Origin of the sequence: Reyranella sp. (assembly GCF_965228225.1) — a bacterium.
Taxonomy (GTDB): Bacteria; Pseudomonadota; Alphaproteobacteria; order Reyranellales; family Reyranellaceae; genus Reyranella.
In genome coordinates this window covers 2,876,183-2,899,817 of record NZ_OZ245801.1, presented here as the reverse complement: position 1 = coordinate 2,899,817, position 23,635 = coordinate 2,876,183, and the positions used below count along the sequence as shown (strand labels likewise).

Genomic DNA, 23,635 nt, shown 5'->3' with positions numbered 1-23,635 from the left:
TGGCGCTTTCTTCGATCCATTCCGGAGTTCGACCATGACCATCGCGGAAGATCTCGCGGCGCGCGCGGCTGCGCTCGCGGCCGATTCGGGCGTCATGAATCGCATCGTCAACGGGCCGGCCAATGGCGACGGTTCGATCGTCGAGACGGAGGGCGGGCCGGTGAAGACGCTGGCGCGCGTCTCCGCCGAATACGCCACCCAGAGCGCGTGGCTGACGGTCGGCGGGGCGTACGCCGCCATGCCCGGCGAGCGATTGTACCTGGCGGCTGGCAGCGCGGTCCTGCTGCCGCCCGAACCGTACCAGGGCAGCCGGGTCGAGCTGCAGGATCGCGAGGGCACCTGGCCGTCCAATCCGCCGACGATCGCCGGCAACGGCAAGTCGATCGAGTTCTTCGGCGGCACCTACGAGAGCGTCCGGCTCGCCAGCGGGGGCGCCTTCGTCTTCGACGAAGGCGCTAGCCTGTGGCGCGTGAGCTGAGGGAACGAGCGCCATGGCACTCGCGCCGCTGGTCAACCCGAAATTCTCCGCGCAGCGGATGGACGTCACCTCGTGGGGCGTCGTGCCGGATCGCGGCGACGGCGGCGTATCCGATGAGGGTTTCCAGCAGACGCTCCTGATTGCGAGGCAGGACGGCCACCGAAAGTTCCGGGTCCCGGCAGGGACCTACTGGTTGAGCAGGGGCCTCGACTTCGACGTCGACGACTTCGAGTTCGTCTGCCCCGATGGCGTGGCGACCATCTACCAGAAGACATACGGCACCTATGTGGGCCGCCTGATGGGCAAGCGGCCCCGCGTCCGCAATCTCGATCTCCGAAACCCGGTCACGAAGACCCGGATCAACAACGGCAACATCGCCCAGCGCCATCTCGGTGAGTTTCGGCGGACGGAGGCTTCTGCCCTCGTCATTCAGGGCGACGACCCCCTGATCGAGAACGTCATCACCCGCAACTTCATCGCCGGGCTGCGCTGGATCGGCGGCAAGGAGCGCCACTACGAGGCGGCCCTGTTCGGTGCCTCGATGACGGCGTCGACCCTCCAGCTCAACGAAGCCCAGCGGCGGGAAACCGGCTACTGGGTCGGCGCGCGGTTCCTGGTGAGGGGCACTCTGGGCGGCTCCTGGATCAACCTGGTGCTGGTGACGGGTTATGACGGGCTCACGAATACCATCACCTGGACCGGGGGCGAGGGCATCCCGCTCGGCACGATCTGGCTGTATCTGGTGAAGGATCCCTCCGATGGCGGAGTGGTCTACAATCACGACAGCTATAACGAAGACTTTTCGCGAATCTTCCAGTTCCAGAAGGAGATCGAGTTCGCTGGGCGTCTCTTCGCGAGTGGCGTCGTCAACAGCCAGGGGGCTCCCGAGCATGCGCTGTATGGGTCGGGCAGCATCAGCGGCATCGACGATTCGGTGAACGTGGAGGACGATATCGCCCCCGATATGCCGTGCGCCGAAAAGGTCGTCGTCAGCGGCCAGCTGAGGACGGTCAAGTCCCCTGGCATGGTCTACAAGATACGCAATGCCGGCTCGGTCATCGTGACGAACGAGGCGGTGGCCATCGGCGCGCGGGGCTGCATGGTCGTGGAGATGTGCGACCACTTCAGCGGAGCCGCCCGGTCGCTGGAGGCCAAGACGTCCTCGGCCGGGAACCGGCCTTCGGCCCTCGAGATGTACGACGTCAGGCGCGCCTACTGGAAGGCGCACATGGAGCTGGCGTCGGACTATGTCTGGGCCGGCACGTCGGCCTCGATCCCGGCCATCGCCGTGGCCGCGCCGCTCGGTCGCGGCCGCACGCCCGAGATCTGCGACGGCGAGATATCGGGTGTGTTCCGTGGCACCGCGCAGACCAGCCAGTACGGATTCCTCGCGACCGACAACGCCCATGCGCCGATCGGCAGCATCACGATCCGCAAGATGAACATCCGGGCGGAGAACCCCGTGCCGATCACCGGCGCGCGCATCTTCAACGCGAAACGCGCCGTCATCGGCCCGGATCTCGACCTCGCCAATTTCGACCCCGTGACCCGGCTGCCGATTGCCGTGCAGTCGCGCCTGGTGCTCGAGCCCACCGTGCTCGATGGGCAGATTGGCTACTACAGCGCCCGCACGGGCGGACCGATCGCCATCGTCGACAGCAGCCTGTCGAACCTGTCGGCCCAGAGTTCGGTGCGCGACCTGTCTTTCGAGGGCAGCCGCAACCTGCTGCTGAACCCGCTGTTCGACTGGTTGGCGGATTCGTTCGTCGACATCGTGGCAGCCAACACCATCTACCCGGTCGCCACCAACTGGAAGGTCTGGCGCGGGGCCGCGGCCGCGAAGGCCTCGCAGCGCGCGGGCAGCGGCGGCACTGCGAGCTGGCTGGAGATCCAGCGCGCAGCGGGCAACGCCAGCCCGCAGTCGATCTTCCTGACGCAGGAGCTGGACGTTGCGCTGGTGCGCCAGCTGCGTGGCAAGGAAGTCACCTTCGAGTTCAACGGCCTGGTCGGCCCCGACTGGTCGGGATCGCAGCTGCGCACGCACCTGCGCACCGGTACGGGCGTCGACGAAACCCTGAGGAGCGGCGACGCCAGTGTCGGCACTTACGCGACGGGCCACGTCCAGTCGGTTAATGTCAACGTGACCCTGGGCACGACGGAACGCACGGTGCGTGTGCGCCACACGATCCCCGCGGACGCGACCAGCGCGGCCATCGTCATCCAGTACGCCCCGTCCGGCACCGCGGGCGCGGCCGATCTCTTCAGGATATCGCCGGCCATGCTGATCGCCGGCGCCTCGGCCAAGCCGTTCTCGGCATTGATGTAGGCGCGGCGGCTTCGTCGCGCCGGCGCGCGGCAGCGCCGTCAAAGGCGGAGCTCGCGCGGTGGTTATCAGGATAAGAACGGGGCAAACATCATGAACGACAGGCGCGACCTTTGGGCGATCGTCGAGTCCCTGCTGATCTTCGCGCCGTTCTCGCTGGTCGGCGCATTCTTCGGCGATGCCATTCGCAAGGACGTGCTCACGCCCCGGCAGCGTGCGGCCGCGTCCTTGTTTTCCTGGATCATGGGTCCCGTCCTGGGGCTGGTGACCGTCACCGACCTGGGGTGGTCGCTGGTCACCGGTTTCGCGGTGGCCGCCGCGGCGCCCACGGTGACCTACGACGTGATCGCCCTGGTGAAAGCCTTCCTGCGCCAGATGCAGGACGATCCGCGCAGCTGGATCGCGATCGTCCGCGACACGCTGGTGGCCGCCCTGTCTGCCCTCCTGCCCTGGAGGAAGTAACCATGGAAACGATCATCATGATCGCCGTGCTTGCCTATCTCGTGTGGCGCAGCCGCGTCCTTCTCCGCCGGACGAAGTCCGGCCGCTGAGAGCCCGCCGAACGGCGTTCGGGCATCGGGCAGGCCCAAAGCCCTTCCCGTGAGCGTCAGGACCTTGCGCAGCACGGTCCGGGAGCGACGTCTGGCAGCCGCATCACCCTGATCTGTCTGCACCGAGTGGACTCCCGGGTCGCGGGGGGGGGGCAGGCCCTTCAAGGGGCCTGTCGCCATCGGTGCCCGTTCCGGAGGAAACAGCACATGTTCGACAACGCTGATTATCAGCGCGCGGCGGCGCGCCTCGACGCTCCCTTGGCGCACGTCAAGGCGATGGCCGCCGTGGAGAGTTCCGGGGAGACCTTTTGGACCGTCGGCGGGCAGCGCCTCGTGCCCGTGCGCTTCGAGGCCCATTGGTTCGGCCAGCTGACCGGCTATCGCTTCAACGCAACTCATCCCGATCTTTCCTGTGTCGACTGGACGCCGGCGCTGGCAGCGGTGACCCGCGCCGGTGCGTGGGACCAGGTGCGGCGCGCGCGCGATCTCGACGAGGACGCCGCCAACCAGGCCACGAGCTGGGGCGCTTTCCAGGGGATGGGCTTCCACTGGCAGCGCCTCGGCTACACGTCCATCACCGAGTTCGTCTTCTCGATGAGCGTGAACGGCGACGACGGGCAGATGGACTTCTTCACGCGCTTCGTCGCGGACGACGACCAGCTGCTCGAGGCTTTGCGCACCGGCGACTGGGAGACGGTCGAGACGCGCTACAACGGCGGTGGCTATGGCGGCGCCTATGCCGAGAAGCTGCGCGCCGCCGTCGATGTCTATGCCGGGGAGGAGGGCGCCACCCTGGCGCCGCGGGTCCTCCGCCTGGGCGACCAGGGGGGCGATGTCGCGGCGATGCAGGCGGCCCTCGGGCTCGCCGCCAGCGGCGACTTCGACCAGGCGACCAGGGAAGCCGTCGAGGCGCTGCAGGAATCATTGGGTCTGCTGGTCGACGGTGTCGTCGGCATGATGACCCGCCGCGCGCTGGGACTCTGAGCCATGACTCGCCTGTCCCCGCACTTCACGCTCGAGGAGATGGTCGCCTCGCAAACGGCCGCCCGGCTCGGGCTCGACAACACGCCGCCTCGGGAAATGATGGCCACCCTGAAGCGGACCGCTCAGCTCCTCGAGGAGGTGCGGACCCTGCTCGGCGGCCGGCCGGTCCTGGTCTCGAGCGGTTACCGGTCGCCCGCGGTGAACCGGGCCGTGGGCGGTGCGCAGAACAGCGCCCACATGCTGGGCTGCGCCGCTGACTTCTCGTGCCCGTCCTTCGGCCCGCCGCTCGAGATCTGCCGCACGATCGCGCGCAGCGCGATCGCCTTCGACCAGGTCATCCACGAGTTCCGTGCCTGGGTGCATATCGCCTGGGCGCCCAGCCCGCGCCGGATGGTCCTCACGATCGACGCCGCCGGCACGCGGCTGGGACTGTCCTGACATGCTGGCCCTCCTCGCGAAGAACCCGCTGGCGAGCGGCCTCGGCATCGGCGCCGGCATCCTCGCCCTTCTGCTCGGCCTGCAGACCGTGCGTCTCGCCTGGAGCCAGGGGGAGACGGCCGCGGCCGAGAAGGCAACCGCTGCCGCCGAGCTCGCGCTCGAGCGCTTCAAGACCGGCGTCGTCACCGAAACCCTGCGCGTCGAACGCGAGGCCAAGGCGAAGTCGGACAGCAAGATCAGCGAGCTCGCCGAGGAAGTGCGCAGCGTCGGCCTCGTCGCCACCCAAGCAAAGACGGAGATCCGCCTTGTCCCAGCCTCGAACGGCGGTCCGTGCGACCGCGATCCTGCTTACCTGTCTATGCTCAACGGCGTGTCTGCAACACTCGCCGCAGGAGGTGCCGGTCGTGACAAAGGTCAAGCCGGGCCCGGAGCTGCTGCGAAAGTGCGATAGGCCGATGCAGCCGGATCCCGCGAAGGGCGTCGCCTACAACGGCGAGGTCATGATCGACATTGCCGCCAAGGGCGAGGAATGCGCGGCGCGGATGTCCGCGCTCGTGGACTGGTTCGAATGACCCGCGACTTCTCTCGAGCTCTCGTCAGCCCTAGACTTGCAACGTCCTCGGTGGTGGCACTTTGATCTCCAACTACGGTTGAGGAGGGCCAGGATGGCTCGACTGGACTTGAGCGATGCTCTGAGAACGGCTTGTCGTCAGGCCGTGGAAATCATTGAGCTTCCAGAAAACGAAAGAAGCGCCGGCTTTGTGAGGTGTTCGCAGACGCTACGAGAACTGGCGCTCATCTGGGGATTCGGTCGTGAAGATGCGACGAAATTTGCATTCGCTTTGACCGAGTGGACGAAAGCAGTTGTTGCGGGACTGGAAGGGCGGAGTAGTCGCTCATTCGAGCTGCAGCTGCCGTGCCGCGATTCCGACTGATCCGCCGATCACGAAACCTACGCTGGGTTGAGGCCCGCGCATGTGGTCACCCAGAGTGGGCTGAAAGGTACGCCTCAATTGCCCGCCGTGCTTCGCGGCACAACTCTTCCGCATTTTGGACGACCATTGGATCGCTGATCAAAGCGGTGTTGGCGCGAAGACGGTCTCGGAGAGAGCAGGCCTTGGCTTCGATTCGGCGAAGACGGAGCAATTCGGGATGCTCTTTCGGCAAGGCGCACGTGCTCTCGCTTTAAGCCGGGCCGGTGGAAAGCGGTGGGTTCACCAGCCGTTTCAAGGATTGCGAGATGGCTTCGACCAGTTCTCCTTGGAGGAATGGTTTGGCAAGGCGGAAGACGTTCGGCGGCAGGGCGGGAATCCGAGCATGGCCCGTCGCAAGAACGACTGCCGGGACGCGGTCACGCCGGAGCATCCATTCGATTAGGTCAAGGCCTGTGTGATTCGGCATGGCATAGTCTACGATGACGACGTCGACTTCGCTCTGATCTAGGACTTCCTGGGCCTGTTTGACAGACGAGGCCTGCAAAACCCGATGTCCCAAGTCTTCAAGGATGGTTGAAGTATTGAACAGGACGAGCGGATCGTCGTCTACGGTAAGAATTGTGTGTGTGGCGGGCGTCTGTACGCTAGGGGCCGTCGGTTGCGAACTCGCTGAACCGCCTCCTGCCGCCGGCAACCAGAGCGTGGCAACGGTGCCTTTGCCGATCTCGCTCTCGAGAACAAGCCGTCCGCCGGATTGTTCTGCTAGCCCGTGCACTATGGAAAGGCCCAGTCCCGTTCCTCGGCCCACGCCCTTGGTGGTGAAGAACGGATCCTTGGCGCGGGCGAGCGTCTCGGCGCTCATCCCGCAGCCGTGGTCGGCCACCGAGAGCTGCAGGCATTGCCCCTCCGGAAGGCCGAGGTCGGTCGGGGGAGCATCATGGGAATCAACAGAGATGGTGACAACACCTCCCTCGGGCATGGCGTCGCGAGCGTTGATCGCAAGGTTGAGCAGTGCCATTTCCAGCTGATTGGCATCCATGAGGACAAGCGGGAGCGCGTCCGCCAACACGACGTGCACACTGATCGAGGGGCCGATCGTGCGTTCCAGCAGTTCCTTCATATCGCGGACAAGACGACCGATATCCAGGGCCTGTGGTTTCAACTCCTGACCGCGTGCGAAAGCCAGCATTCGTTGCGTGAGCGATGCTCCGCGTGTGGCGGCTTGCATCGCATTATCGATCAACTTGCGAAGCATGTCGTCGCCAGCCCGCTTGCGAGCGAGCTCGAGGCTTCCCATGATTGCCGTCAGCAGGTTGTTGAAGTCGTGCGCAATCCCTCCGGTCAGCTGGCCTATAGCCTCCATTTTCTGAGCTTGGGCGAGGGCATCCCGGGCTTTCTCCAACGCCTCAGTCGCGCTTCTTCTTTCGGTGAGATCGCGGGTGATCTTAGCAAAGCCTAAGAGGTGCCCCTCGGACGAGCGAATCGGGTCGATGACGACATGCGCCCAGAACCGGCTCCCATCCTTCCGGACACGCCAGCCTTCAGCCTCGAAAAGTCCGGTCTCAGCCGCGGTGGCCAGGGCACGAGTAGGAACGCCGGCGGCCCTGTCTTCCTCGGTATAGAATCTGGAGAAATGCTGGCCCACGATCTCGGCCTCTGCATAACCTTTGAACCGCTCAGCGCCAGGGTTCCAACTGGATACAACCCCACGCGCGTCAAGCATGTAGATCGCGTAATCTCGAACCGCATTTACCAGCAGGCGAAAGCGGTCCTCGTCTGATAGGCGGCTGACATATTGTTCTACGTCGATGGTCATTCATACTCACCGAGAGAGCCGCTCGGAATAATCCAACAAAGTCTAACGCTCTGTTTGGTTCGGAGGTTCCATCAAATCTTCCGGGCCTCTCTGGCAAATGCGCTTCTTGCCCGTTTCGGTTAGATACACTCGGCTGCCTTTTGTTTCGGTCAGGCCGAGCTGCTGAAGCCTCTTGATCGCGCGATTGGGTAGAAAGTTGAGGATGGTCGCACCACCGGCGACCCGGCGTAAAGCACCTACTTCCGTCGGACTCAATGGTGCCAATAGTCCGCGCACGGTCATGGTCACCTCCATCTGGACACATATTTTGCGCAGCCGTGCTGCTTTTCGCAAGTCCGTGTTCTTCGTCGAGCAGAGGCAACCATTTCAAGCAACAAGCGTTAGCGCCTGCATGCCCAAGCTCAATTCAGCTAGCATGCCAGGAACCGCGGCCAACGTTCACGTGCTTGAGCTGGAACTCGGCGACGAGGCTTTCGGGGGCAAAGGTACCGATCCGCTCGACCGGGATCGGTTGCGAGAGGCAACGCATCTGATGAGGCGCGTATGCACCAAACAGGCGCGGGGATCATACTATGTGGCGCCGATCCGGGATGGCGGCCTGCGCGTTCAATGTGGTTTTGCCGACAGAGCCGATCTTGACCTTGTGGCAGATATCGTCAAAGCGAATTCAGTCACTCCCGGGTCTTGGGCCAGCGTCCGTCACTGCAGACTTGACGCAGGCATGGTTCAGGCGCTTGAGCAGGCGGGTAATCCACCCGACCGGCGCGCAGCCGGCAGACGAGCGCACCTTCGGAAGCTCGATCAGGAGGAAGGGCGCCCCCTACGCTGGTAGCTCCCTGTCACGCAACTGGAGTGCAGACGATGGAACCCCGGCACTGTCTGATGAAGGCCAAAGCACTCGTAGAGATGGCCCAGGATTCGAGCGATGACGTCAATCGAAGGGTACTCATCGAGACGGCTGGGCACTGGCGGACCCTAGCGGCTTTTCCTGGAGCTCATCACGATCGGTCAACGAGACGCGTAACATGTTCCTTGGCTTTAGACACAGCAAGTCGTGCTCGACAAAGCTTTTAAAAAGGCTCGTAAGCTAGGGCGCCAGCGTGCGCATACTGGTACCGTAGCTGCGAGCTTCTCCCCCGGTCGCGCCGATTCTGCTAGGTTTTGTGAGACAAAAGGGGGAACACACCCCTAGGTGTAGAATTCGTTCACGGCCGCGCGTGGGATGGCAACATCTGTGCGGTCCCGCCATTGAATCCGCGGCACGGGAGGGGTCCTGGTGCCGCAGAGGGGTTCAAAATGGCTGCGAGACCAAGCTGGGAAGGGCATCTGCGCCTGTCCTTGGTGACGTGTCCTGTCGCGCTCTGGCCGGCAACCAGTGAGGCGGACACAGTTCGCTTCAACCTGATCAATCCGAAGACCAGCAACCGTATCCGCATGAAGACGGTCGACGCCGGCACGGGTGAAGAGGTGTCGCGTGGGGATCTCGTGAAGGGCTTCGCCATCGCGAAGGACGAGTACGTCCTGCTCGAAAATGAAGACTTCGAGAGTGTGAAGCTCGAATCGACTCGCATCATCGACATCGAGAAGTTCGTCCCGCGGACCAGCATCGATCGGCTGTACTGGGATTCGCCGTATCACTTAGTGCCGAACGGCAAGGCCGGCATCGAGGCCTTCGCCGTCATCCGGGAGGCGATGAAGAAGAAGGGCATGGTTGCTCTCGGTCGGCTCGTGATGAGCACGCGCGAACGCGTCTGCGCCATCGAGATCGAGGAAGACGGTCTCGTGCTGACGACCCTGCGCACCGCCGAAGAGGTCCGAACGCTCGATGAGATCGCCCATCCCGAACTGCCCAAGCCAGATCCGAAGATGCTCGACATCGCCGAGAAGATCGTGGCCCAGCAGTCCGGCGACTTCGATCCCAGCGAGTTCAACGACCGCTACGAGGACGCCCTTCGCAGCCTCATCGAGGAGAAGAAGAGAGGCCGGCCGGTGAAGGTCAGCAAGAACCGCGAACCGGACGACACGAACATCATCGACCTCATGGCGGCGTTGAAGAAGAGCCTTGAGGGCGAAGGTCCCGTCGAGCGCAGAAAGGCGGCGCCGGCCCGAGCCAAGAAAGCGGCGAACACGAACCGCCGTAAAGGCAAGGCGGCATGAGCGTCCAGTTGCCTCTTCCGGCCGGATGGGCCCGGCAGTTCGCCAGCATGCCGGATCCGCGGGACAGGCTCGATGCCTTGGAGCATGCGAAGCTCACCGCCCGGACAGAGATCCGCGAAGTGCTCGCCCGGCTGATCGATGAGTTCGGCGTCCGGCCGCGTGAAATAGATCGCGCTATGGACCATGTCGACGACACTATCGGCGACCTTTTGTGGGACGTTGAGAACGGCTACCGGCACGAGATCGAAGATGCGTAGGCCGTCGGACGCCGCGACAGTCGTCACGCAATGATCGACGACGTTCGGCGCGTGACCGGCGGCCGCCACATGCGTTGGGTGATGGTCGATGAGGTGGCGCGACGGCTGAAGCTTGACGGTGCTGCAGTCGATGCCGCCGTTCACGAGGCTGAAGAGAAGGGTCTGCTGGTCGCTGAGGGGAAGCCGCCGCACTCGGTCTGTCTCAAGGCCGCGGGCGGGTTCGGGGCGTGACGCCGCGTTGGGCCGATCACACGAAAAAAATAGGCCCCGCAGTTGGCGGGGCCTAACGCGACCCGGGCTGGGGGCCACTTCCGCCGGCCCAGGACTCAGGGGAGGCGCCAGCGGCATAAAATCCTCTTCCGACGCCGGCATTGAGTCAAGGCTATGTGGCTGACGGCCGGCGGCTCAGCGAGTGGTATGCCCCGCTCTAGGTGGGATCCCCGAGGCGTTTTAGATAATGAGCGATCGCGTCTCTCGCCCGCGCACACAGGTCTTCGGCGCCCGCCAGAATGCTCGGGTCGCTCAGGAGATTGGCAGAAGCGCGCAATCGATCACGAAGGGCGCAAGCCTTCTGCTCCATCAGGCGCAAGTGCCGGAGTTCGGGATCCTCGAATGCCATGCCGGTGAAATGAGCGGCGAGGGCTGCAGTTCCCTGCGCCACTACAACAGGACCCATACGTATAGCAAAACCCCGCCAAGCACGATGATGGCGCCGAGGGTCAGAGTGAGCTTGAGAAAGATATCCATAAACGCTCCGATCGTCCCTTGGGACGAACGATAGGTCAATTCAAGGGCTCATCCTCACGCCGTTCGAGGACGGACCCGTCGGCGACCTCGGCCAGCAGCTGAGCCATGTCGCCTAGCTGGGCTGGCCCGACGTTGCTGCGTAGGACGCCCGCACCGCTGGCCGCGACCGCCAGCACGACGTGCCCGATATCGAGGCCTGCCGCCTGCAGTCGCTCACGCAGCAGGGCGTCGACCTCGGTCAGAATACTCTGGATCGCGCGGATATTGCTGTCACTCATGGTTCGGCCACGGTAGCACGGCGCGGCGGCTCCGCTGGGAAAGGTTGACCGCGGCGGCTTGGATTTTCCAATGTTCAATCTCTACGTATACGACATAACGCACGACTTCATGCAGTCGCTCCAGAGCCGTTTCGGTCTGGTCGGCGCCGGGTGTCTCGATGTGCTGCGGGCCCCAAGGGGCCTCAGAAGGTCTATCTGAACTATGAGGCGCGGAGCATGCGCGATGCCGTCGTGCGGGTGCCGGTCGCTATCGTCGTGGATCCAGCGCGGCAACGGTTTCGCCGACAGCTTCGCCCAAGCCACAGCGGGTGATCGGCCGGTCCAGCTATTCCGGAGCCTTCACGATGCGCGGAAGTGGATGAAGGAAGCCCGTGGCCCCATCGGGTCGCGCTAGAGTTCGGCTATCGGAAATCTGTCGAAATGGGATGCGGATATCCTGCTCGGAAATGGGCTCACTAGCGAGCCATCCCCTCGCCGCCGGCTCATCGGTGAAAAGTCGAAAGCGACGTGATCTACCCATGCGATGCTGCAGCAGGACCGCCATATCGACGAGCAGGGGCGGTGGGCTCTTTCCCATAAGGATTGCAACCGGCCCCGCGGTGAGGGCAGTCTGTCGCGCGCCATCCGAAATTCTCTGAAGATCCTCGGGTCCCAATACGATGTCGGACTGGTGCAGATCGAACAGCTTCCGATAGTGGCCAGAGCCCTCCGTCGCCATCGCTTGCCGATACCCGCGGATGAAGGACATGTCGAAGAGGCCAATGCCGCTCACGACAACGAGACCGTCTGTTCTGTGGATCTCCCAGCCCAAGGCGCCCATCGAACCCTCCGGTGTTGCCGTGGCGAACAGTGAACCCGCCAAGTGGGGTGCACAAGATGTGCGATGCCGATCCAATCACGATGCGAATGTAAATTCATATGCCCGCAGGCTCGCCGGTGGGAGCGCTCACGTCCTTGATCTACCCGTTGCTGCGAGGTCGCTCCCGACCATCAGGATGGCTCGTCGCCGGTGACCGAAAGCTGCGGGCCTCTATACGCGCCGGGCGCGGGCCGCGTCTCGATCCCCGACTCGGCGATCCACCCCTGCATCGCCTTTGCCTCGGCCGCGGTGGCGAAGTGGATCAGCTTGCAGCCCCAGTCGGCGTGAGTGCCGGCAACCGAGTACCAGCCCGCGGGGCCCGCGATGAGGTCGGCTGCCGCCTGCCAGTCGGCCTTGTCGGCCTGGCGGAAGAGCTCGTCGCGGTACAGGCGGGCGAAGTGGGGCAGGGCTCTGAGACGAAGTTGGTGGCTGTTCCAGCTGCGCTTCGGGCGGGCCATGCTTAGAGCGCCCAAAAACCGGGCAGCGCGCGGTAGTCGCCGCTCTCGACCACCCAGCCGTTGAACGCGCCGGCGAGCGCGACACGCGCCTGTCCCACGATGACGAACGAGCCGTCGCTGTCGTCCGTCTCCTGGCCGATCATGAGGCGATCGAGGCCGCATTGCAGGGTGGTGAAGCCGACCAGGTGCCGCCGACTGGTGTAGCGGTCATAGACCGGCGACCAGCCAGACGGGTGCCACGAGTCGAAGTCGGTGAAGTCGGCGAAAGGCGCGTCGAGCATGGGGACATCCTGTATTCTCGGGCGAGAACGATACAGGAACTCTTCCCCGGATTTGCCCCGGAATTCCGGTCCTCTCGGGGCCTTTCTGGGCCACTTGTCCACATATCCCCAGCCAGCGACTTAACCGGAAAACGCTTTGTTTTTCAGGGGTTAAGGCTGGCGCTCCCTACGGGATTCGAACCCGTGTTTTAGCCTTGAGAGGGCCACGTCCTAGGCCTCTAGACGAAGGGAGCATAGGGCCAGGAGCGGACTGATAGTCGAATGGCCGCGCGGACGCAACCCCGCTTGTTCAGCCAGGCTTGCGGCCGGCGATGCGCGACAGGACGCCCGGGACGAAGGGGTGGACGGCCACCTCGGCGAAGCCCGCCCCCTGCAGGTATCCTTTCACTTCCGATTCCGTATGGGCCAGGCCGGTGCTGTTCTGGATGGCCTCGTTCAGGCCCCAGAGCGCGGCCGAAAGTGGGCCGTTCCTGTCGTCGTGCAGGGTCTCGCCGATCAGATGCATCTCGCCGCCCGGCACGAGGGCCGCGAACGCCTTGCCGACGACCCGACGGATCAGGGCGGGCTCGTATTGCGGCAGGTTGCTGGCCATCACGACGACGTCGACCCCTTGCGGGAAAGGGGTCTCGGTGAAGTCGCCGGGCAGGGTGCGGACGCGCCCCGTGGCGCCGTTGGCGGCGATATATTCGTCGGCCACCACGGTGACCGGCGGCAGGTCGAGCACGATCGCCTCGAGGCCGGGATAGGTCTGGGTCGCCACGATGCTGTAGGCGCCGGAACCGCCGCCGAGATCGAGCATCCGCTTGCGGCCCGAGAGGTCGACGCTGCGGCTGAACAGGCGGGCCGCGCCCATGCCGATCGAGTAGGTCGCGGCGTGATAGCGCCTTGCGTCCTCGACCGTGAAATCCACATAGGCGCCCAGCCGGTTCTCCTGGCCGTCGCGCAGGCGCTCGGAGAGTTCGCCGAAGGCCTTCCAGCGCGGCTTGGTGAACAGGATCCACAGACCCGCGTAGCGCTCGCCGTCCTTCACCAGGAAGCGCTGGACGTCGGGCGCGTTGGTGAAGCGTTCGCCGTCGCGCGACAGCAGGGTCATGGCGGCCAGTACGGTCAGCAGGCGCTCGGCGTTGCGCTCCGAAATGCCGCCGGCCTCTGCGACCGCGGGAATCGTGTCGTGGCCATGGGCGATCGCGGTGAAGATTTCCAGCTCGACCGCCGCCATCAGGGCGGCGCTCTCCCAATAGGCCTGGGCGATCTTCTGCAACCGGGTCGTGTCGAGGCGTTGGGCGTTCGGCATTCGGGCGTTTCCTCTTTGGTTGCCCGACCATATCGCGCGGGCCTAAGCTTCGTCGCCGCCGCTGGAGGACCCGTCATGGACATGCCGATCGCTTCCGAACTGCCGCTCACCGGCATCGACGTGCATTCGCTGCCGCCGGCCGACGGCGAGTGGGTGTTGCGCCGCCAGCTTGCAGCCGCCTACAGGCTGGTCGACCATTTCGGCTGGACCGAGCTGATCTACGGTCACCTCACCGCGCGGGTGCCGGGCGAGGCGCCGCACTTCCTGATCAACCCCTACGGGCTGAACTACGACGAGGTCACGGCCTCGAACCTGGTCAAGATCGACCTCGACGGGAAGATCGTCGAGCCGAGCCCCCATCCCGTGAACTATGCGGGATTCGTCATCCACTCGGCCGTCCACATGGCCCATGCCGAGCGCCACAAGGTCGTGATGCACACGCATACGCGGGCCGGCATGGCGGTCTGTGCGCTGAAGGACGGGCTGCTGCCGGTGTCGATGGTGGCAACCGCCTTCCATGGCAGGCTCTCGTATCACGACTATGAGGGGCCGAGCCTCGACCTCGACGAGCGTGAGCGGCTGCTGGCGAACCTCGGCAACAACCAGGCGATGATGCTGCGCAACCACGGGCTGCTGACCACCGGTCGCTCGGTGCCCGAGGCCTTCCTGCGGCTCTACCGCCTGGAGCGCGCCTGCCAGATCCAGCTCGACGCGGCGGCGGCGGGCACGCTCAACGTCCTGGGCGACAATCTGGCGGCCCGGTCCGGCGCCGACATGGACCGGTTCTCGGAGATGGAGTCGGCGGTGGGCATCGGCGATCTCGAATTCGCCGCCTTGGTGCGCAAGCTCGACAAGGTCGATTCGACCTGGCGGCACTGATCACGGGGAACTGGAAGCCTTCTTTGCGTCGCCCGCTCCCTCGTTGCGCATTTTCCGGGGCTTCTTGAGAAGAAGCGCTTCGGACTTCTGCAGGGCCTGGCTGAGGCGCGGGATTCCGGTTTGTTCGATCTGCTCGGGGAATTCGGCTTTGACGGTGTCGAGATATTCTCGCGCCGCCGCCCGGCCGTGGAGCCTTCGGATGAGGCGCATCTTCGAGAGCGCCATGAAGAAGCGGCGGGCGGGATCCGCAGACCGTTGCATCGCAATGCTGGCCAGCCGAAGCTGCTCGGCCGGCGGCATGTCGTTCCCGAGCGCGTCGGCGACGCCCTGCGGGATATCCTTTCGGCACAGGAACACGGCGCTCGAGCCGATCTCGCCGACGAAGTCGAAATAGGCCGCCAGGGCTTCGTGATGGGTCTTTATCCAGGGCAGCTCCTCGAAGAAGTAGTCCTGATGAACGACCACGGAACGTCCGGGGACGAGTTTCGGATAGAACATTCGAAAGGCGCGAAGGCTGAGGGCAGGTGCCTTGAGAATGTCGAGGAACAGGATCTCGACCGGGCGGCCGGGATCGGTGGCGTCCATGAAATCGCCGATGCGAAGATCGACGAGGTCCTTCACGGGGTCGACGTTGCGGCGCAGTTCGGATTCGAACGACTCGCCCGGGGCGGCTGAGAAGGCGAGGCCATGCCTTCTGAAGAAGTTCGGCATGTTCGGGTTCACGATGGCTCTCTCGTACGAAACGATCGGCCGCGGCCAGCTCGTGACGATTTCTTCCCGCCGAGGATTCGAGTGGACGCCTTCGCCGAAGCAGCGTGTCGATGCTCCGAGGAAGATTCCGGCATCCACGATGATCCCCTCGCCGGCGTAGTAACGGCTCGCCAGGCCGAAGAGGAACTGTTTCTCCGGAACGGACATCATCGAGGGGGTGTCCAGACAGGATGGCGGCATCGGGCTCACCAGCGGCGCGAAAGCGGCGTTCAAGCGCACCATCTGCAAGGCCTTGGCGGGCGAGAGGATCTCAGCTTTGGCAGATGGCGCTGCCTTCCGATCGGCCCCGACCGTAGCGGCGGCCCTGGCCATTTTCCCGAGGAGCTGTTTTGCCCCATGAAGTAACGCCATGACAGCTCCCGGGCCGATGTTGGTCGAATCTGTCACCGTCCGATCGGCCGGTGCGACCTGGTCTCATACGAGGCGCAGGAACACGAAAATCATCGCCGCGTAAACCGTCGAGAGTCGAGCGACGTCCCGACGACGTGCCCGAACACCATCACGACCGGGTGGACCATCCGAGGAACGTTCACGCGAGCTTGTAGAGCGCCTTCAGGGAACCGCTGGGCGCCCTGATCTCGGCGATGCGCCAGCCCGCCGGCGTTCTCGCAAGCTCCAGCACGACCCGTTTGGCTTCTCCGAAATTCTGGAACGACACCCGGGCGGTCGCTGCGTCGTCGTTGGCTGTCACGTCGATCGAGAGCGTCGAGATCTCCCAATCCTGGGCGTCGACGAAGGGATCTCCATTCAGGCTCGGCACCTCGTTCCGCCGCCTGGCCTCGCGATTGTCGCGGTCGATGGCCTGAGCGAGGGCCGGAACGAAGAAACGGGCGGTATCGCCATAGGGCTGTCCCTGGAAGCCTTTGGCGAGATACGGGCGGTAGAGACTTTCGACGAAGGCCTGCGCTGTGGCGGCCTGCGCCAGAACATCGGTCCCTGCCAATGCGGCCACGAGCCCGCCCAGCATGACGCGGCGGCCCGGTTTCTCAAAATTCACGTCTCGCTCCAGCCGTCTAGGTGCGGAAGGTCGTGCGGTCGGTGCCGGAGTAGAGTGCCTTCGCCGACCGCTCGACGGCGTCGCGATGGGTGGCGAGCGCCGCCGCATCGAGGTCGGCCTTCGGCGCGGGCTCGGGATCGAAGTTTCCATACGGATCGCGCCCGCGGACGAGGGTCGCCGAATCGCGAACCTTGAGCTGGCGGACATGGGGCGGGATGTAGCGAAGGGCCAGTCCGATGCGGCGGTCGCCGGTGGTGTTCGGCCCCGACGCATGGGCCAGCAGCACATTGTGCAGGGACATCTCGCCGGCCATCAGGGGGACGTCGACCCCGGCGCCCTCCGGCACGTCGACGGCGATTTCCTGGCCGCGGCTGAGCAGGTTGTTTCCGTCGAACGTATCGCGATGCTCGAGCTGGTTCCCGAGATGGCTGCCCGGCCAGAACCGCATCGCGCCGCTTTTGACGGGGGCGTCGGCGAGAGCCACCCAGGCAGTGATCACCTCGTCGGTGCTGAGGCCCCAGTAGGTCGCGTCCTGATGCCACGACACGAAGGAGGGCGAGAGGGCCTCCTTGATGAAGAAGGTGCTGCTCCAGCACAGGATGTCCGGCCCGATGACGTCCTCCACCGCGTCGAGGATGGCGGGATGACGCGCCAGCGCATTGGCCCAGGTGAAGAGCAGATGCACCTTGTGCCGCATGTTGCCCGCGATGGGGCCGCCCGTCGCGCGCTCATGGTCTTCCAGCCGGTCGCGACAGGCGCGGGCCTCCGAGGGCGACAGAACGCGGATCGGGAAGTGGAAACCGTCGCGGCGATAGCGCGACACCTCGTCGGCAGTGAGACGTCCGGCCATGAGACCTCCACCGTGCTGGAAGGGCGGAGTCTGGCGGGCCTTCAGAACAGGCGCAAGAAGAGGAGCACCATGGCAGCGTAGATCGTCCCGAGAAGGGCGGCGCCCAACAGATTGATCCGCAGCGTGCGCCCGGGGGCGGGTCGCAGCCACCAGCCGAAATGGCCGGCGACCCACGGGACGAGGAAGCCCGTCAGCAGGACGCTCACGACATTGCCCAGGAACAGGGCGACGGCAAAGGGCAGATGAAGCGCCCGGTCGAGATAGGGCGTGCCGACGAAGATCCCGAACAGCATGACGATCGGATAGAGCATCAGCAGGACGAGCATGTTCATCTTCCACGCCGGCAGCGGCGCGTCGCCGCGCGTCGTGTTCCCGAACCATTGCTCGAAGCCGGAGCCTGCGATGCGGGAATGGAATTCATGGGTGAGGGACGCGGCTTCCTCGACCAGGGCCTGTCGCACGGGAGAGTCGAGCCAGGCCTGCAGATTGGCTTGCGTATCGAAGCGCAGGACGGCGACGTAATCTTCCTGCACACCGGGCATCGGCGGCTCGAACCGATATCCCTGCAGGCCGGGCGCCCTGGACTGCGCGGCAGCGATCTTGCGTTCCCAGGCCCGGTATTCCGCTTCCCTGCCGGGCTTCACGCGGGTGGAGAGGATGGCCGAAACGGGCGCCGGCTTGAGGCCACTGGCCTCGTCCGGGACGATATGGACGTCGTCGCGGCCGATCAGCATGGGCGCGGCGCCGTCGATGCGCCGCTGGCGTTCGGCGGATCCCAGCCAGCGCTGTGCGTCGGCCAGGCTGGCGAATCGCTGCAGGATCACCCAGTCGACCTGCAGCGGCGGGTTGGGCGGCAGCAGCCTCTGTTCGATGAAGCCCGGGAACGGCTGGATGTAAGCGCTCGTCTCGCCCTGCCAACGCGCGAAGTCGTCGTTGCGCTCGGGCCGTACGCAGGTCTGCGTCACGATGCTGACGCTACGCGGGACCGTTGTCTCCGTTGGAGCCATGCCGGTGGGCTACGCGGCGGGCGACGGGGCCCGCTTCGCGTCTGCGACGGTATCGAGATTCATGTTTCCGGCTTCAGCCAGCCCCTTCTGGTGGAACTGTCATGTCTTGCCGGCAGCCCGTCCAACAAAATCTGGACGGCCTCTGGGTGTCGAAGGTAGTCCCGAATCCGCAGCCGCTTCGCAAGACGGCGGCGGTTACTTCGTGAGGATCAGCTTCTCGGACGCCGTCACGCGCAGCCGGTAGGTGCTGGCTCCGTGGCGGATGAGGAGCTCGCGGCGGCCGGCCATGAGCTGGCTGCTCTCGATGCTCGCGGCGTCGCGTTCGGGCTTCGCACGGGACACGTCACCCGCGGAATGCAGCTGCATCATTTGATCCATCTTCGCCTCGCTCGGTTAGTTGCAAGTCACTCGCATTTGCAGATAAAGCGCCTGCATTGTCAATGGCGAAGCGAGGCGAGGAGGGCTGAATTAACGGCCAGTGAAGGTGGGCAGCTGGTGAGCCGTCACGGCGGGCGCGGCACCGTCGAAACGCTCGATCTCGACCAGGCAGGTCTGGGCGATGCAGCCCTGGCTGAGCTTCGACGAGCCGATGTCGAGCGTCAGGGCGTTGGGATTGCCATGCTTCTCCAGCGGCGTGTTCGAGCCGGAATCCTCCGGGTCGAACCAGGCGCCGGTCGAAAGCCGCACCACGCCGCGGCGGATGCGGTCGGTCAGTCGGGCCGATGCGAGGCACGCGCCGCGATCGTTGAAGACTCGCAGCAGGTCACCTTCGGCGATGCCGCGCGCGGCAGCATCTTCCGGATGCAGGGTGACCGGCTGGCGCCCCTTGACCTTGGTCGCCTTGGCATGCGGGCTGTGGTCGAGCTGGCTGTGCAGCTTGTCCGCCGGCTGGTCCGACAGCATGTGCAGCGGATAGCGCTCGGCCTTGCTGGACCCCAGCCATTCGATCGGCTCCATCCACGTCGCGTGGCCGGGACAGTCGTCGTAGCCGAACGAAGCGATCTTCTCGGAGAAGATCTCGATCTTGCCCGAGGGCGTCTTGAGCGGATTCGCCGCCGGGTCGTCCCGGAACTTCGCGAACATCACCGGGTCGGTGTTCTCGCCCGGGACCTTGGCGATGCCGGCGTCCCAGAATTCCTCGAAAGAGGGCAGGGCTACGCCCATTTTGGCCGACTTTTGGCGCCCCTCCTCATACATGTGGGCGAGCCACTGCATCTCGTCGCGGCCTTCGGTGTAGACGTCGTCGGCGTCGAGACGGCGGGTGATCTCAGAGAAGATCCAGTAGTCGTCACGCGCCTCGCCGATCGGCTCGCGCGCCTTCTTCATGGCGATCAGGAAGGGCTCGCGGCGCGCATAGCCGATATCGTTGCGCTCGAGGCCGGTGGTCGCGGGGAGCACGATGTCGGCCATCTTCGCCGCTGGTGTCCAGAACTGCTCGTTGAAGATGATGGTCTCGGGCTTCTGCCACGCGACCCGCAGCCGGTTGAGATCCTGATGGTGATGGAACGGGTTGCCGCCTGCCCAGTAGATCAGCTTGATATCGGGGTAGGTGATGTCGCGGCCGTTATACGGAACCTTGCCACCCGGATTGAGCAGCATGTCGGTGAAGCGCGCGACCGGAATGAAATCGGAGACCTTGTTGGTGCCCTGCGACAGGGTCGGTCCCGAAAGCAGCGGCGCGGTGCTGCCCATGCCGTTGGTGGGCCCATAGCTCGCGCCGAAGCCGCCGCCCGGCAGGCCGATCTGGCCCAGCATGCAGGCCAGCGACACCAGCGCCCAGAAGGGCTGCTCGCCGTGATGCGAGCGCTGCAGCGACCAGTTGATGTTCACGGTCGTGCGGGTCGCCGCCATCTCGCGCGCGAGCGCGCGGATACGATGGGCGGAGATACCCGTGATCTTCTCGGCCCATTCCGGAGTCTTGTCGGCCAGCGACGGCGCGAACTTGTCGAAGCCGACGGAGCAGCGGTCGAGGAATTCGCGGTCGTAGAGCTTCTCGGTGTAGAGCACATGGCAGAGCGCCAGGATCATCGCGGCGTCTGTGTTCGGCCGGATCGCCAGCCACTCGATGTCGCCGCCGGTGTCGAGGTCCTCGGCGGTCGGCGTGATGTTGATGAAGCGCACGCCCTTGGCACGCATGCCGTAGAGCCCGTCCTTGAGGCGATGGACCATCGCGCCGCCGGCGCTGATCTGCGCGTTCTTGTGGGGCGCGCCGCCGAAGGTGACGAAGAGCTTGCAGTGTTCGGCCAGCGTCTCCCACGTGGTGTGCATCGCCATCAGGTCTTCCATGCTGGCCACGATGTGCGGCATCAGCACGCGCGCCGCGCCGAGGCTGTAGGAGTCCTGGTGGCGCACATAGCCGCCGAGCGCATTGAGGAAGCGGTGAACCTGGCTCTGCGCGTGATGGAAGCGCCCCGCGCTCGACCAGCCGTACGAGCCGCCGAAGATCGCGCGGTTCGAGTGCGCGTCCTTCACGCGCTTCAGTTCGCCGGCGACCAGGTCGAGCGCCTCGTCCCACGGCAATTCGACGAAGGGTTCCTGGCCACGCTTGTCGGTCGCGGCGCCCGGGCCCTTCTCCAGCCAGCTCTTGCGGAAGGACGGCCGGCGGACGCGCATCCGCGCAACCTCGTCGGACAGCATGTGCAGACCGATCGGCGAGGGATCGGGATCCTGGGAGAAGGGATGAAGCTTCGTCGCCTGGCCCCTGTCGTCGTATTCGACTTCGTAGACGCCCCAGTGGGCGGCGGTCAGGGTACGCTGGTGGGTCATGGCACGCTCACGCTGCTTTCTTGGCAATACTCAGGAAGCGGTCGATGGTCGCCTGCTCGGTGTCGAATGCGGTGACGAGGCGGAAGGCGCGCTCGCCCGGCCGGTCCGACGGCCAGGGATGATACTGCGCTCCCGCAGCCTGCAGCGCATCATGCATGCGCGCGGGCAGGATGACGAAGATCTCATTGGCGTGGACCGGATACAGGAGTTGCGTGCCCTTGAGCGTGGTCAGGCCGGCGACGAGACGGCGCGCCATCGCGTTGGCGTGGTTGGCGTTGGCCAGCCACAGCCCGTCGGTCAGATAGGCCTCGAGCTGGGCCGACAGGAACCGCATCTTCGAGAACAGATGACCGCTGCGCTTGCGGCGGAATTCGAACTCGCGGGCGAGTTCGGGCTCGAAGAAAACCACGACTTCGGCCGCCAGCGCGCCGTTCTTGGTGGCGCCGAGGCTCAGCACGTCGACGCCCGACATCCACGACAGCTCGGCCGCCGAGCAGCCGACGAAGGCGAGGGCGTTGGCGAATCGCGCCCCGTCCATGTGCAGCTTCAGCCCGTGGCGATGGGCGGTCGTGGCGATGGCGGTCACCTCGTCCGGACCATAGACGGTGCCACACTCGGTCGCCTGGGTAATGCTGACGGCTGCCGGCTGCGGATGGTGCACGACACCATAGACCGGCTGGGCAAGGGCCTCGGCGAGCTTCTTCTGGTCGATCTTACCCGCGGTGCCCGGCAGGGGGGAAAGCTTGGCGCCGGAGGTGAAGAATTCCGGCGCATTGGCCTCGTCGACGACGATATGCGCCTCGGCGTGGCAGTAGATCGACCCCCAGGGGGGCGTGCAGCAGGACAGCGCGAGAGAGTTGGCGGCGGTGCCGGTCGCGACCGGGAAAGCCACCAGATCGGGCTTCTCGAAGATATCGCGCAGGCGGCGCTCAACCCGATGGGTCCATTCGTCGGCGCCGTACGACGGCGCGGTGCTGCCGCCGGAAAAGGCGCGCGTCACGGCCTCGAGAACGTCGGGATGGGCGCCAACCTCGTTGTCGCTTCGGAAATTCATTCCTGTCCTCGCATGAATGCGTCTTTGCTCAACGGCCGGCGCCGGGCGGGAATTCGATCGTGCCGAGAAGGGCGCCGCTGCGCGGGTCGACGACATAGGCGGACGCGGGCCCGCCCGGTATCTCGACATGCACGACGAGACGCTCGCCCACGGCATTCATCGAGACGATTCGGGCGCCCGAGGGCAGGGCGATGCGCTCGGTGAAGCCGCTGCCGTCCGATGCTGGCGAACGGCCGGCGTTGGGCGTAGAGATGCGCCGGGCGATCTCGGCGACCGCGACGACGAAGCCCACCACGATCAGCAGGCCCATTCCGATAACCAGCACCTTCAGCCAGAGTGGTGCAGAGGCCTGAGCAGGGGACGCCAAGAAAACTCCATGAGCGACGCCGGTCGCCACACCGTGACCTTCGAAGAGAGCGCCGCCGGCGAACGGCTGGACCGCGCGCTGGCTGACGCCTTGCCTTCCCTGACGCGAAGCCGCGTGAAGGCGCTGATCGAGGGCCGCTGCGTAGCGCTTGCGGGAGGGCAGACGATAGAAGAGCCGTCCCGCAAGGTCAAAACGGGCGATGTCGTCGTCGTCGACATTCCGGAGCCCGAGCCCGCCATTCCGCAGGCCCAGGACCTGGCGCTGGAGATCCTGTTCGAGGATGACGACCTGCTGGTCCTGAACAAAGCGGCCGGGATGGTCGTCCATCCCGCGCCCGGCAATCCCGACAGGACCCTGGTAAACGCCCTTCTGGCCCATTGCGGCGACAGCCTGTCCGGCATCGGCGGCGTTCGCCGGCCCGGGATCGTGCACCGGCTGGACAAGGACACGTCGGGGGTCATGGTCGTGGCCAAGAACGATGCGACCCACCATGCGCTTTCCAAGCTGTTCGCCGCGCACGACCTCGAGCGGATCTATACGGCACTGGTCTGGGGCGCGCCCAAGCCTGGGCGCGGGACGGTCGAGGAGGCGCTGGGACGGCACCCGGTCGATCGCAAGCGCATGGCGGTGCGCAAGACCGGCGGCCGGGCCGCCTTCACAGAATACTGGCTTGAGAAGCGCTTCGGGCCACCTCTGGCGCCGATCGCAAGCCTGGTGGGCGCCAAGCTCGGGACAGGCCGGACCCATCAGGTCCGTGTCCACATGGCCCATATTGGCTGCCCGGTGGTGGGAGATCCGGTCTACGGCCGCAAATCCCGCAACGGCGGTGCGCCCGAGGCGTTGAAACTGTTCCCTCGGCAGGCTCTTCACGCATCTGTGCTCGCCTTTCGACATCCAAAGACGGGGGAGAACGTAAGATTTGCCACAGAATTGCCTGAAGACTTCAGGAAGTTGGTCGGAACGCTGAACAGCGTTAAGTAAAAGCCCCAATACCCGAGGGGATTAGTAGGAATTATATTGACCCGGGGTCATTCCGACTTCTAGAGTCGGTTTTAGCAGTCGGGGGACGAGAGTGCTAAACACTCGTT

At 65.1% G+C, this 23,635-nt stretch carries 27 protein-coding genes and 1 tRNA gene; 12 read left to right on the top strand and 16 right to left on the bottom strand.

The window, feature by feature from the left end:
• Nucleotides 1-34: 34 nt before the first annotated feature.
• The 7 genes from ACO07K_RS13955 (at nt 35) to ACO07K_RS13925 (ending at nt 5,709) form a co-directional block, all read left to right on the top strand.
• The gene (locus tag ACO07K_RS13955; protein WP_422036531.1) at nt 35-478 is read left to right on the top strand and encodes a hypothetical protein; all 444 of its coding nucleotides are present in this window, start codon (nt 35-37) and stop codon (nt 476-478) included.
• 13 nt (nt 479-491) lie between these two features.
• Nucleotides 492-2,804 carry a hypothetical protein gene (locus ACO07K_RS13950; protein ID WP_422036530.1) on the top strand — a complete coding sequence of 771 codons (2,313 nt, stop codon included), beginning with the start codon at nt 492-494 and terminating at the stop codon, nt 2,802-2,804.
• 90 nt (nt 2,805-2,894) lie between these two features.
• Nucleotides 2,895-3,263, top strand: a complete 369-nt coding sequence (locus ACO07K_RS13945) for a hypothetical protein (protein ID WP_422036529.1) — start codon at nt 2,895-2,897, stop codon at nt 3,261-3,263.
• A gap of 296 nt (nt 3,264-3,559) precedes the next feature.
• A complete protein-coding gene (locus tag ACO07K_RS13940) occupies nt 3,560-4,336 on the top strand; it encodes an N-acetylmuramidase domain-containing protein (RefSeq protein WP_422036528.1) in 777 nt (258 codons plus the stop codon).
• A gap of 3 nt (nt 4,337-4,339) precedes the next feature.
• A complete protein-coding gene (locus ACO07K_RS13935; RefSeq protein WP_422036527.1) occupies nt 4,340-4,774 on the top strand; it encodes a D-Ala-D-Ala carboxypeptidase family metallohydrolase in 435 nt (144 codons plus the stop codon).
• A gap of 1 nt (nt 4,775) precedes the next feature.
• Complete coding sequence (locus tag ACO07K_RS13930; protein WP_422036526.1) at nt 4,776-5,225, top strand: hypothetical protein; 450 nt, start codon at nt 4,776-4,778, stop codon at nt 5,223-5,225.
• Nucleotides 5,226-5,439: 214 nt separating this feature from the next.
• Nucleotides 5,440-5,709 (top strand): hypothetical protein, encoded by a 270-nt coding sequence (locus ACO07K_RS13925; protein WP_422036525.1) that lies wholly within the window; start codon nt 5,440-5,442, stop codon nt 5,707-5,709.
• A 250-nt stretch (nt 5,710-5,959) separates the two neighbouring features.
• Here ACO07K_RS13925 and ACO07K_RS13920 read toward each other — a convergent pair whose 3' ends face one another.
• Together ACO07K_RS13920 and ACO07K_RS13915 are read right to left on the bottom strand one after the other, a co-directional pair.
• Nucleotides 5,960-7,525 carry an ATP-binding protein gene (locus ACO07K_RS13920; protein ID WP_422036524.1) on the bottom strand — a complete coding sequence of 522 codons (1,566 nt, stop codon included), beginning with the start codon at nt 7,523-7,525 and terminating at the stop codon, nt 5,960-5,962.
• A 42-nt stretch (nt 7,526-7,567) separates the two neighbouring features.
• Nucleotides 7,568-7,807, bottom strand: coding sequence for a hypothetical protein (locus ACO07K_RS13915; protein WP_422036523.1), 240 nt, complete (start codon nt 7,805-7,807; stop codon nt 7,568-7,570).
• A 1,014-nt stretch (nt 7,808-8,821) separates the two neighbouring features.
• Between ACO07K_RS13915 and ACO07K_RS13910 the strand changes: the two genes are divergently transcribed.
• Genes ACO07K_RS13910 through ACO07K_RS13900 form a run of 3 tightly spaced genes read left to right on the top strand, consistent with a single transcriptional unit; the run spans nt 8,822 to nt 10,170 of the window.
• Nucleotides 8,822-9,682, top strand: a complete 861-nt coding sequence (locus ACO07K_RS13910; RefSeq protein ID WP_422036522.1) for a Ku protein — start codon at nt 8,822-8,824, stop codon at nt 9,680-9,682.
• Nucleotides 9,679-9,939 (top strand): hypothetical protein, encoded by a 261-nt coding sequence (locus ACO07K_RS13905; protein WP_422036521.1) that lies wholly within the window; start codon nt 9,679-9,681, stop codon nt 9,937-9,939. Before ACO07K_RS13910 ends, ACO07K_RS13905 begins: the two co-directional genes overlap by 4 nt.
• Before the next feature lie 30 nt (nt 9,940-9,969).
• The gene (locus tag ACO07K_RS13900; protein WP_422036520.1) at nt 9,970-10,170 is read left to right on the top strand and encodes a hypothetical protein; all 201 of its coding nucleotides are present in this window, start codon (nt 9,970-9,972) and stop codon (nt 10,168-10,170) included.
• Nucleotides 10,171-10,721: 551 nt separating this feature from the next.
• On the opposite strand, the gene ACO07K_RS13895 is transcribed toward ACO07K_RS13900, so the two are convergent.
• From ACO07K_RS13895 to ACO07K_RS13870, 6 genes are all read right to left on the bottom strand, one after another.
• Nucleotides 10,722-10,964, bottom strand: a complete 243-nt coding sequence (locus tag ACO07K_RS13895) for a hypothetical protein (RefSeq protein WP_422036519.1) — start codon at nt 10,962-10,964, stop codon at nt 10,722-10,724.
• 325 nt (nt 10,965-11,289) lie between these two features.
• Nucleotides 11,290-11,784: a hypothetical protein gene (locus tag ACO07K_RS13890; RefSeq protein WP_422036518.1), complete on the bottom strand. Its 495-nt coding sequence runs from the start codon at nt 11,782-11,784 to the stop codon at nt 11,290-11,292.
• Between the two features lie 170 nt (nt 11,785-11,954).
• Nucleotides 11,955-12,281 carry a hypothetical protein gene (locus tag ACO07K_RS13885; protein WP_422036517.1) on the bottom strand — a complete coding sequence of 109 codons (327 nt, stop codon included), beginning with the start codon at nt 12,279-12,281 and terminating at the stop codon, nt 11,955-11,957.
• A gap of 2 nt (nt 12,282-12,283) precedes the next feature.
• Nucleotides 12,284-12,562, bottom strand: coding sequence for a hypothetical protein (locus ACO07K_RS13880; RefSeq protein WP_422036516.1), 279 nt, complete (start codon nt 12,560-12,562; stop codon nt 12,284-12,286).
• A 157-nt stretch (nt 12,563-12,719) separates the two neighbouring features.
• Nucleotides 12,720-12,795: transfer RNA gene (locus tag ACO07K_RS13875), tRNA-Glu, on the bottom strand.
• Nucleotides 12,796-12,851: 56 nt separating this feature from the next.
• Nucleotides 12,852-13,856, bottom strand: a complete 1,005-nt coding sequence (locus tag ACO07K_RS13870; protein ID WP_422036515.1) for a methyltransferase — start codon at nt 13,854-13,856, stop codon at nt 12,852-12,854.
• A gap of 75 nt (nt 13,857-13,931) precedes the next feature.
• On the opposite strand from ACO07K_RS13870, the gene ACO07K_RS13865 reads away from it, so the two are divergent.
• Nucleotides 13,932-14,735, top strand: coding sequence for a class II aldolase/adducin family protein (locus ACO07K_RS13865; protein WP_422036514.1), 804 nt, complete (start codon nt 13,932-13,934; stop codon nt 14,733-14,735).
• Here the strand turns inward: ACO07K_RS13865 and ACO07K_RS13860 are convergent, their stop codons facing one another.
• From ACO07K_RS13860 to ACO07K_RS13825, 8 genes are all read right to left on the bottom strand, one after another.
• On the bottom strand, nt 14,736-15,893 hold the full coding sequence (locus tag ACO07K_RS13860) for a hypothetical protein (protein ID WP_422036513.1): 1,158 nt from the start codon (nt 15,891-15,893) through the stop codon (nt 14,736-14,738).
• 142 nt (nt 15,894-16,035) lie between these two features.
• The gene (locus ACO07K_RS13855; RefSeq protein WP_422036512.1) at nt 16,036-16,503 is read right to left on the bottom strand and encodes a DUF3828 domain-containing protein; all 468 of its coding nucleotides are present in this window, start codon (nt 16,501-16,503) and stop codon (nt 16,036-16,038) included.
• A 16-nt stretch (nt 16,504-16,519) separates the two neighbouring features.
• Entirely contained in the window at nt 16,520-17,353 is an 834-nt protein-coding gene (locus ACO07K_RS13850; protein ID WP_422036511.1) for a phytanoyl-CoA dioxygenase family protein, read from the bottom strand.
• Nucleotides 17,354-17,394: 41 nt separating this feature from the next.
• Nucleotides 17,395-18,318, bottom strand: a complete 924-nt coding sequence (locus ACO07K_RS13845; RefSeq protein WP_422036510.1) for an antibiotic biosynthesis monooxygenase — start codon at nt 18,316-18,318, stop codon at nt 17,395-17,397.
• Nucleotides 18,319-18,555: 237 nt separating this feature from the next.
• Nucleotides 18,556-18,726 (bottom strand): hemin uptake protein HemP, encoded by a 171-nt coding sequence (gene hemP, locus ACO07K_RS13840; RefSeq protein WP_422036509.1) that lies wholly within the window; start codon nt 18,724-18,726, stop codon nt 18,556-18,558.
• A 102-nt stretch (nt 18,727-18,828) separates the two neighbouring features.
• A complete protein-coding gene (locus ACO07K_RS13835; RefSeq protein ID WP_422036508.1) occupies nt 18,829-21,126 on the bottom strand; it encodes a molybdopterin-dependent oxidoreductase in 2,298 nt (765 codons plus the stop codon).
• 7 nt (nt 21,127-21,133) lie between these two features.
• Nucleotides 21,134-22,180 (bottom strand): threonine aldolase family protein, encoded by a 1,047-nt coding sequence (locus ACO07K_RS13830; protein ID WP_422036507.1) that lies wholly within the window; start codon nt 22,178-22,180, stop codon nt 21,134-21,136.
• A 28-nt stretch (nt 22,181-22,208) separates the two neighbouring features.
• The gene (locus ACO07K_RS13825) at nt 22,209-22,547 is read right to left on the bottom strand and encodes a DUF6476 family protein (RefSeq protein WP_422036506.1); all 339 of its coding nucleotides are present in this window, start codon (nt 22,545-22,547) and stop codon (nt 22,209-22,211) included.
• Nucleotides 22,548-22,556: 9 nt separating this feature from the next.
• Here ACO07K_RS13825 and ACO07K_RS13820 point away from each other — a divergent pair, with 9 nt between their 5' ends.
• Nucleotides 22,557-23,528, top strand: a complete 972-nt coding sequence (locus ACO07K_RS13820) for an RluA family pseudouridine synthase (RefSeq protein ID WP_422036505.1) — start codon at nt 22,557-22,559, stop codon at nt 23,526-23,528.
• Nucleotides 23,529-23,635: the final 107 nt, after the last annotated feature.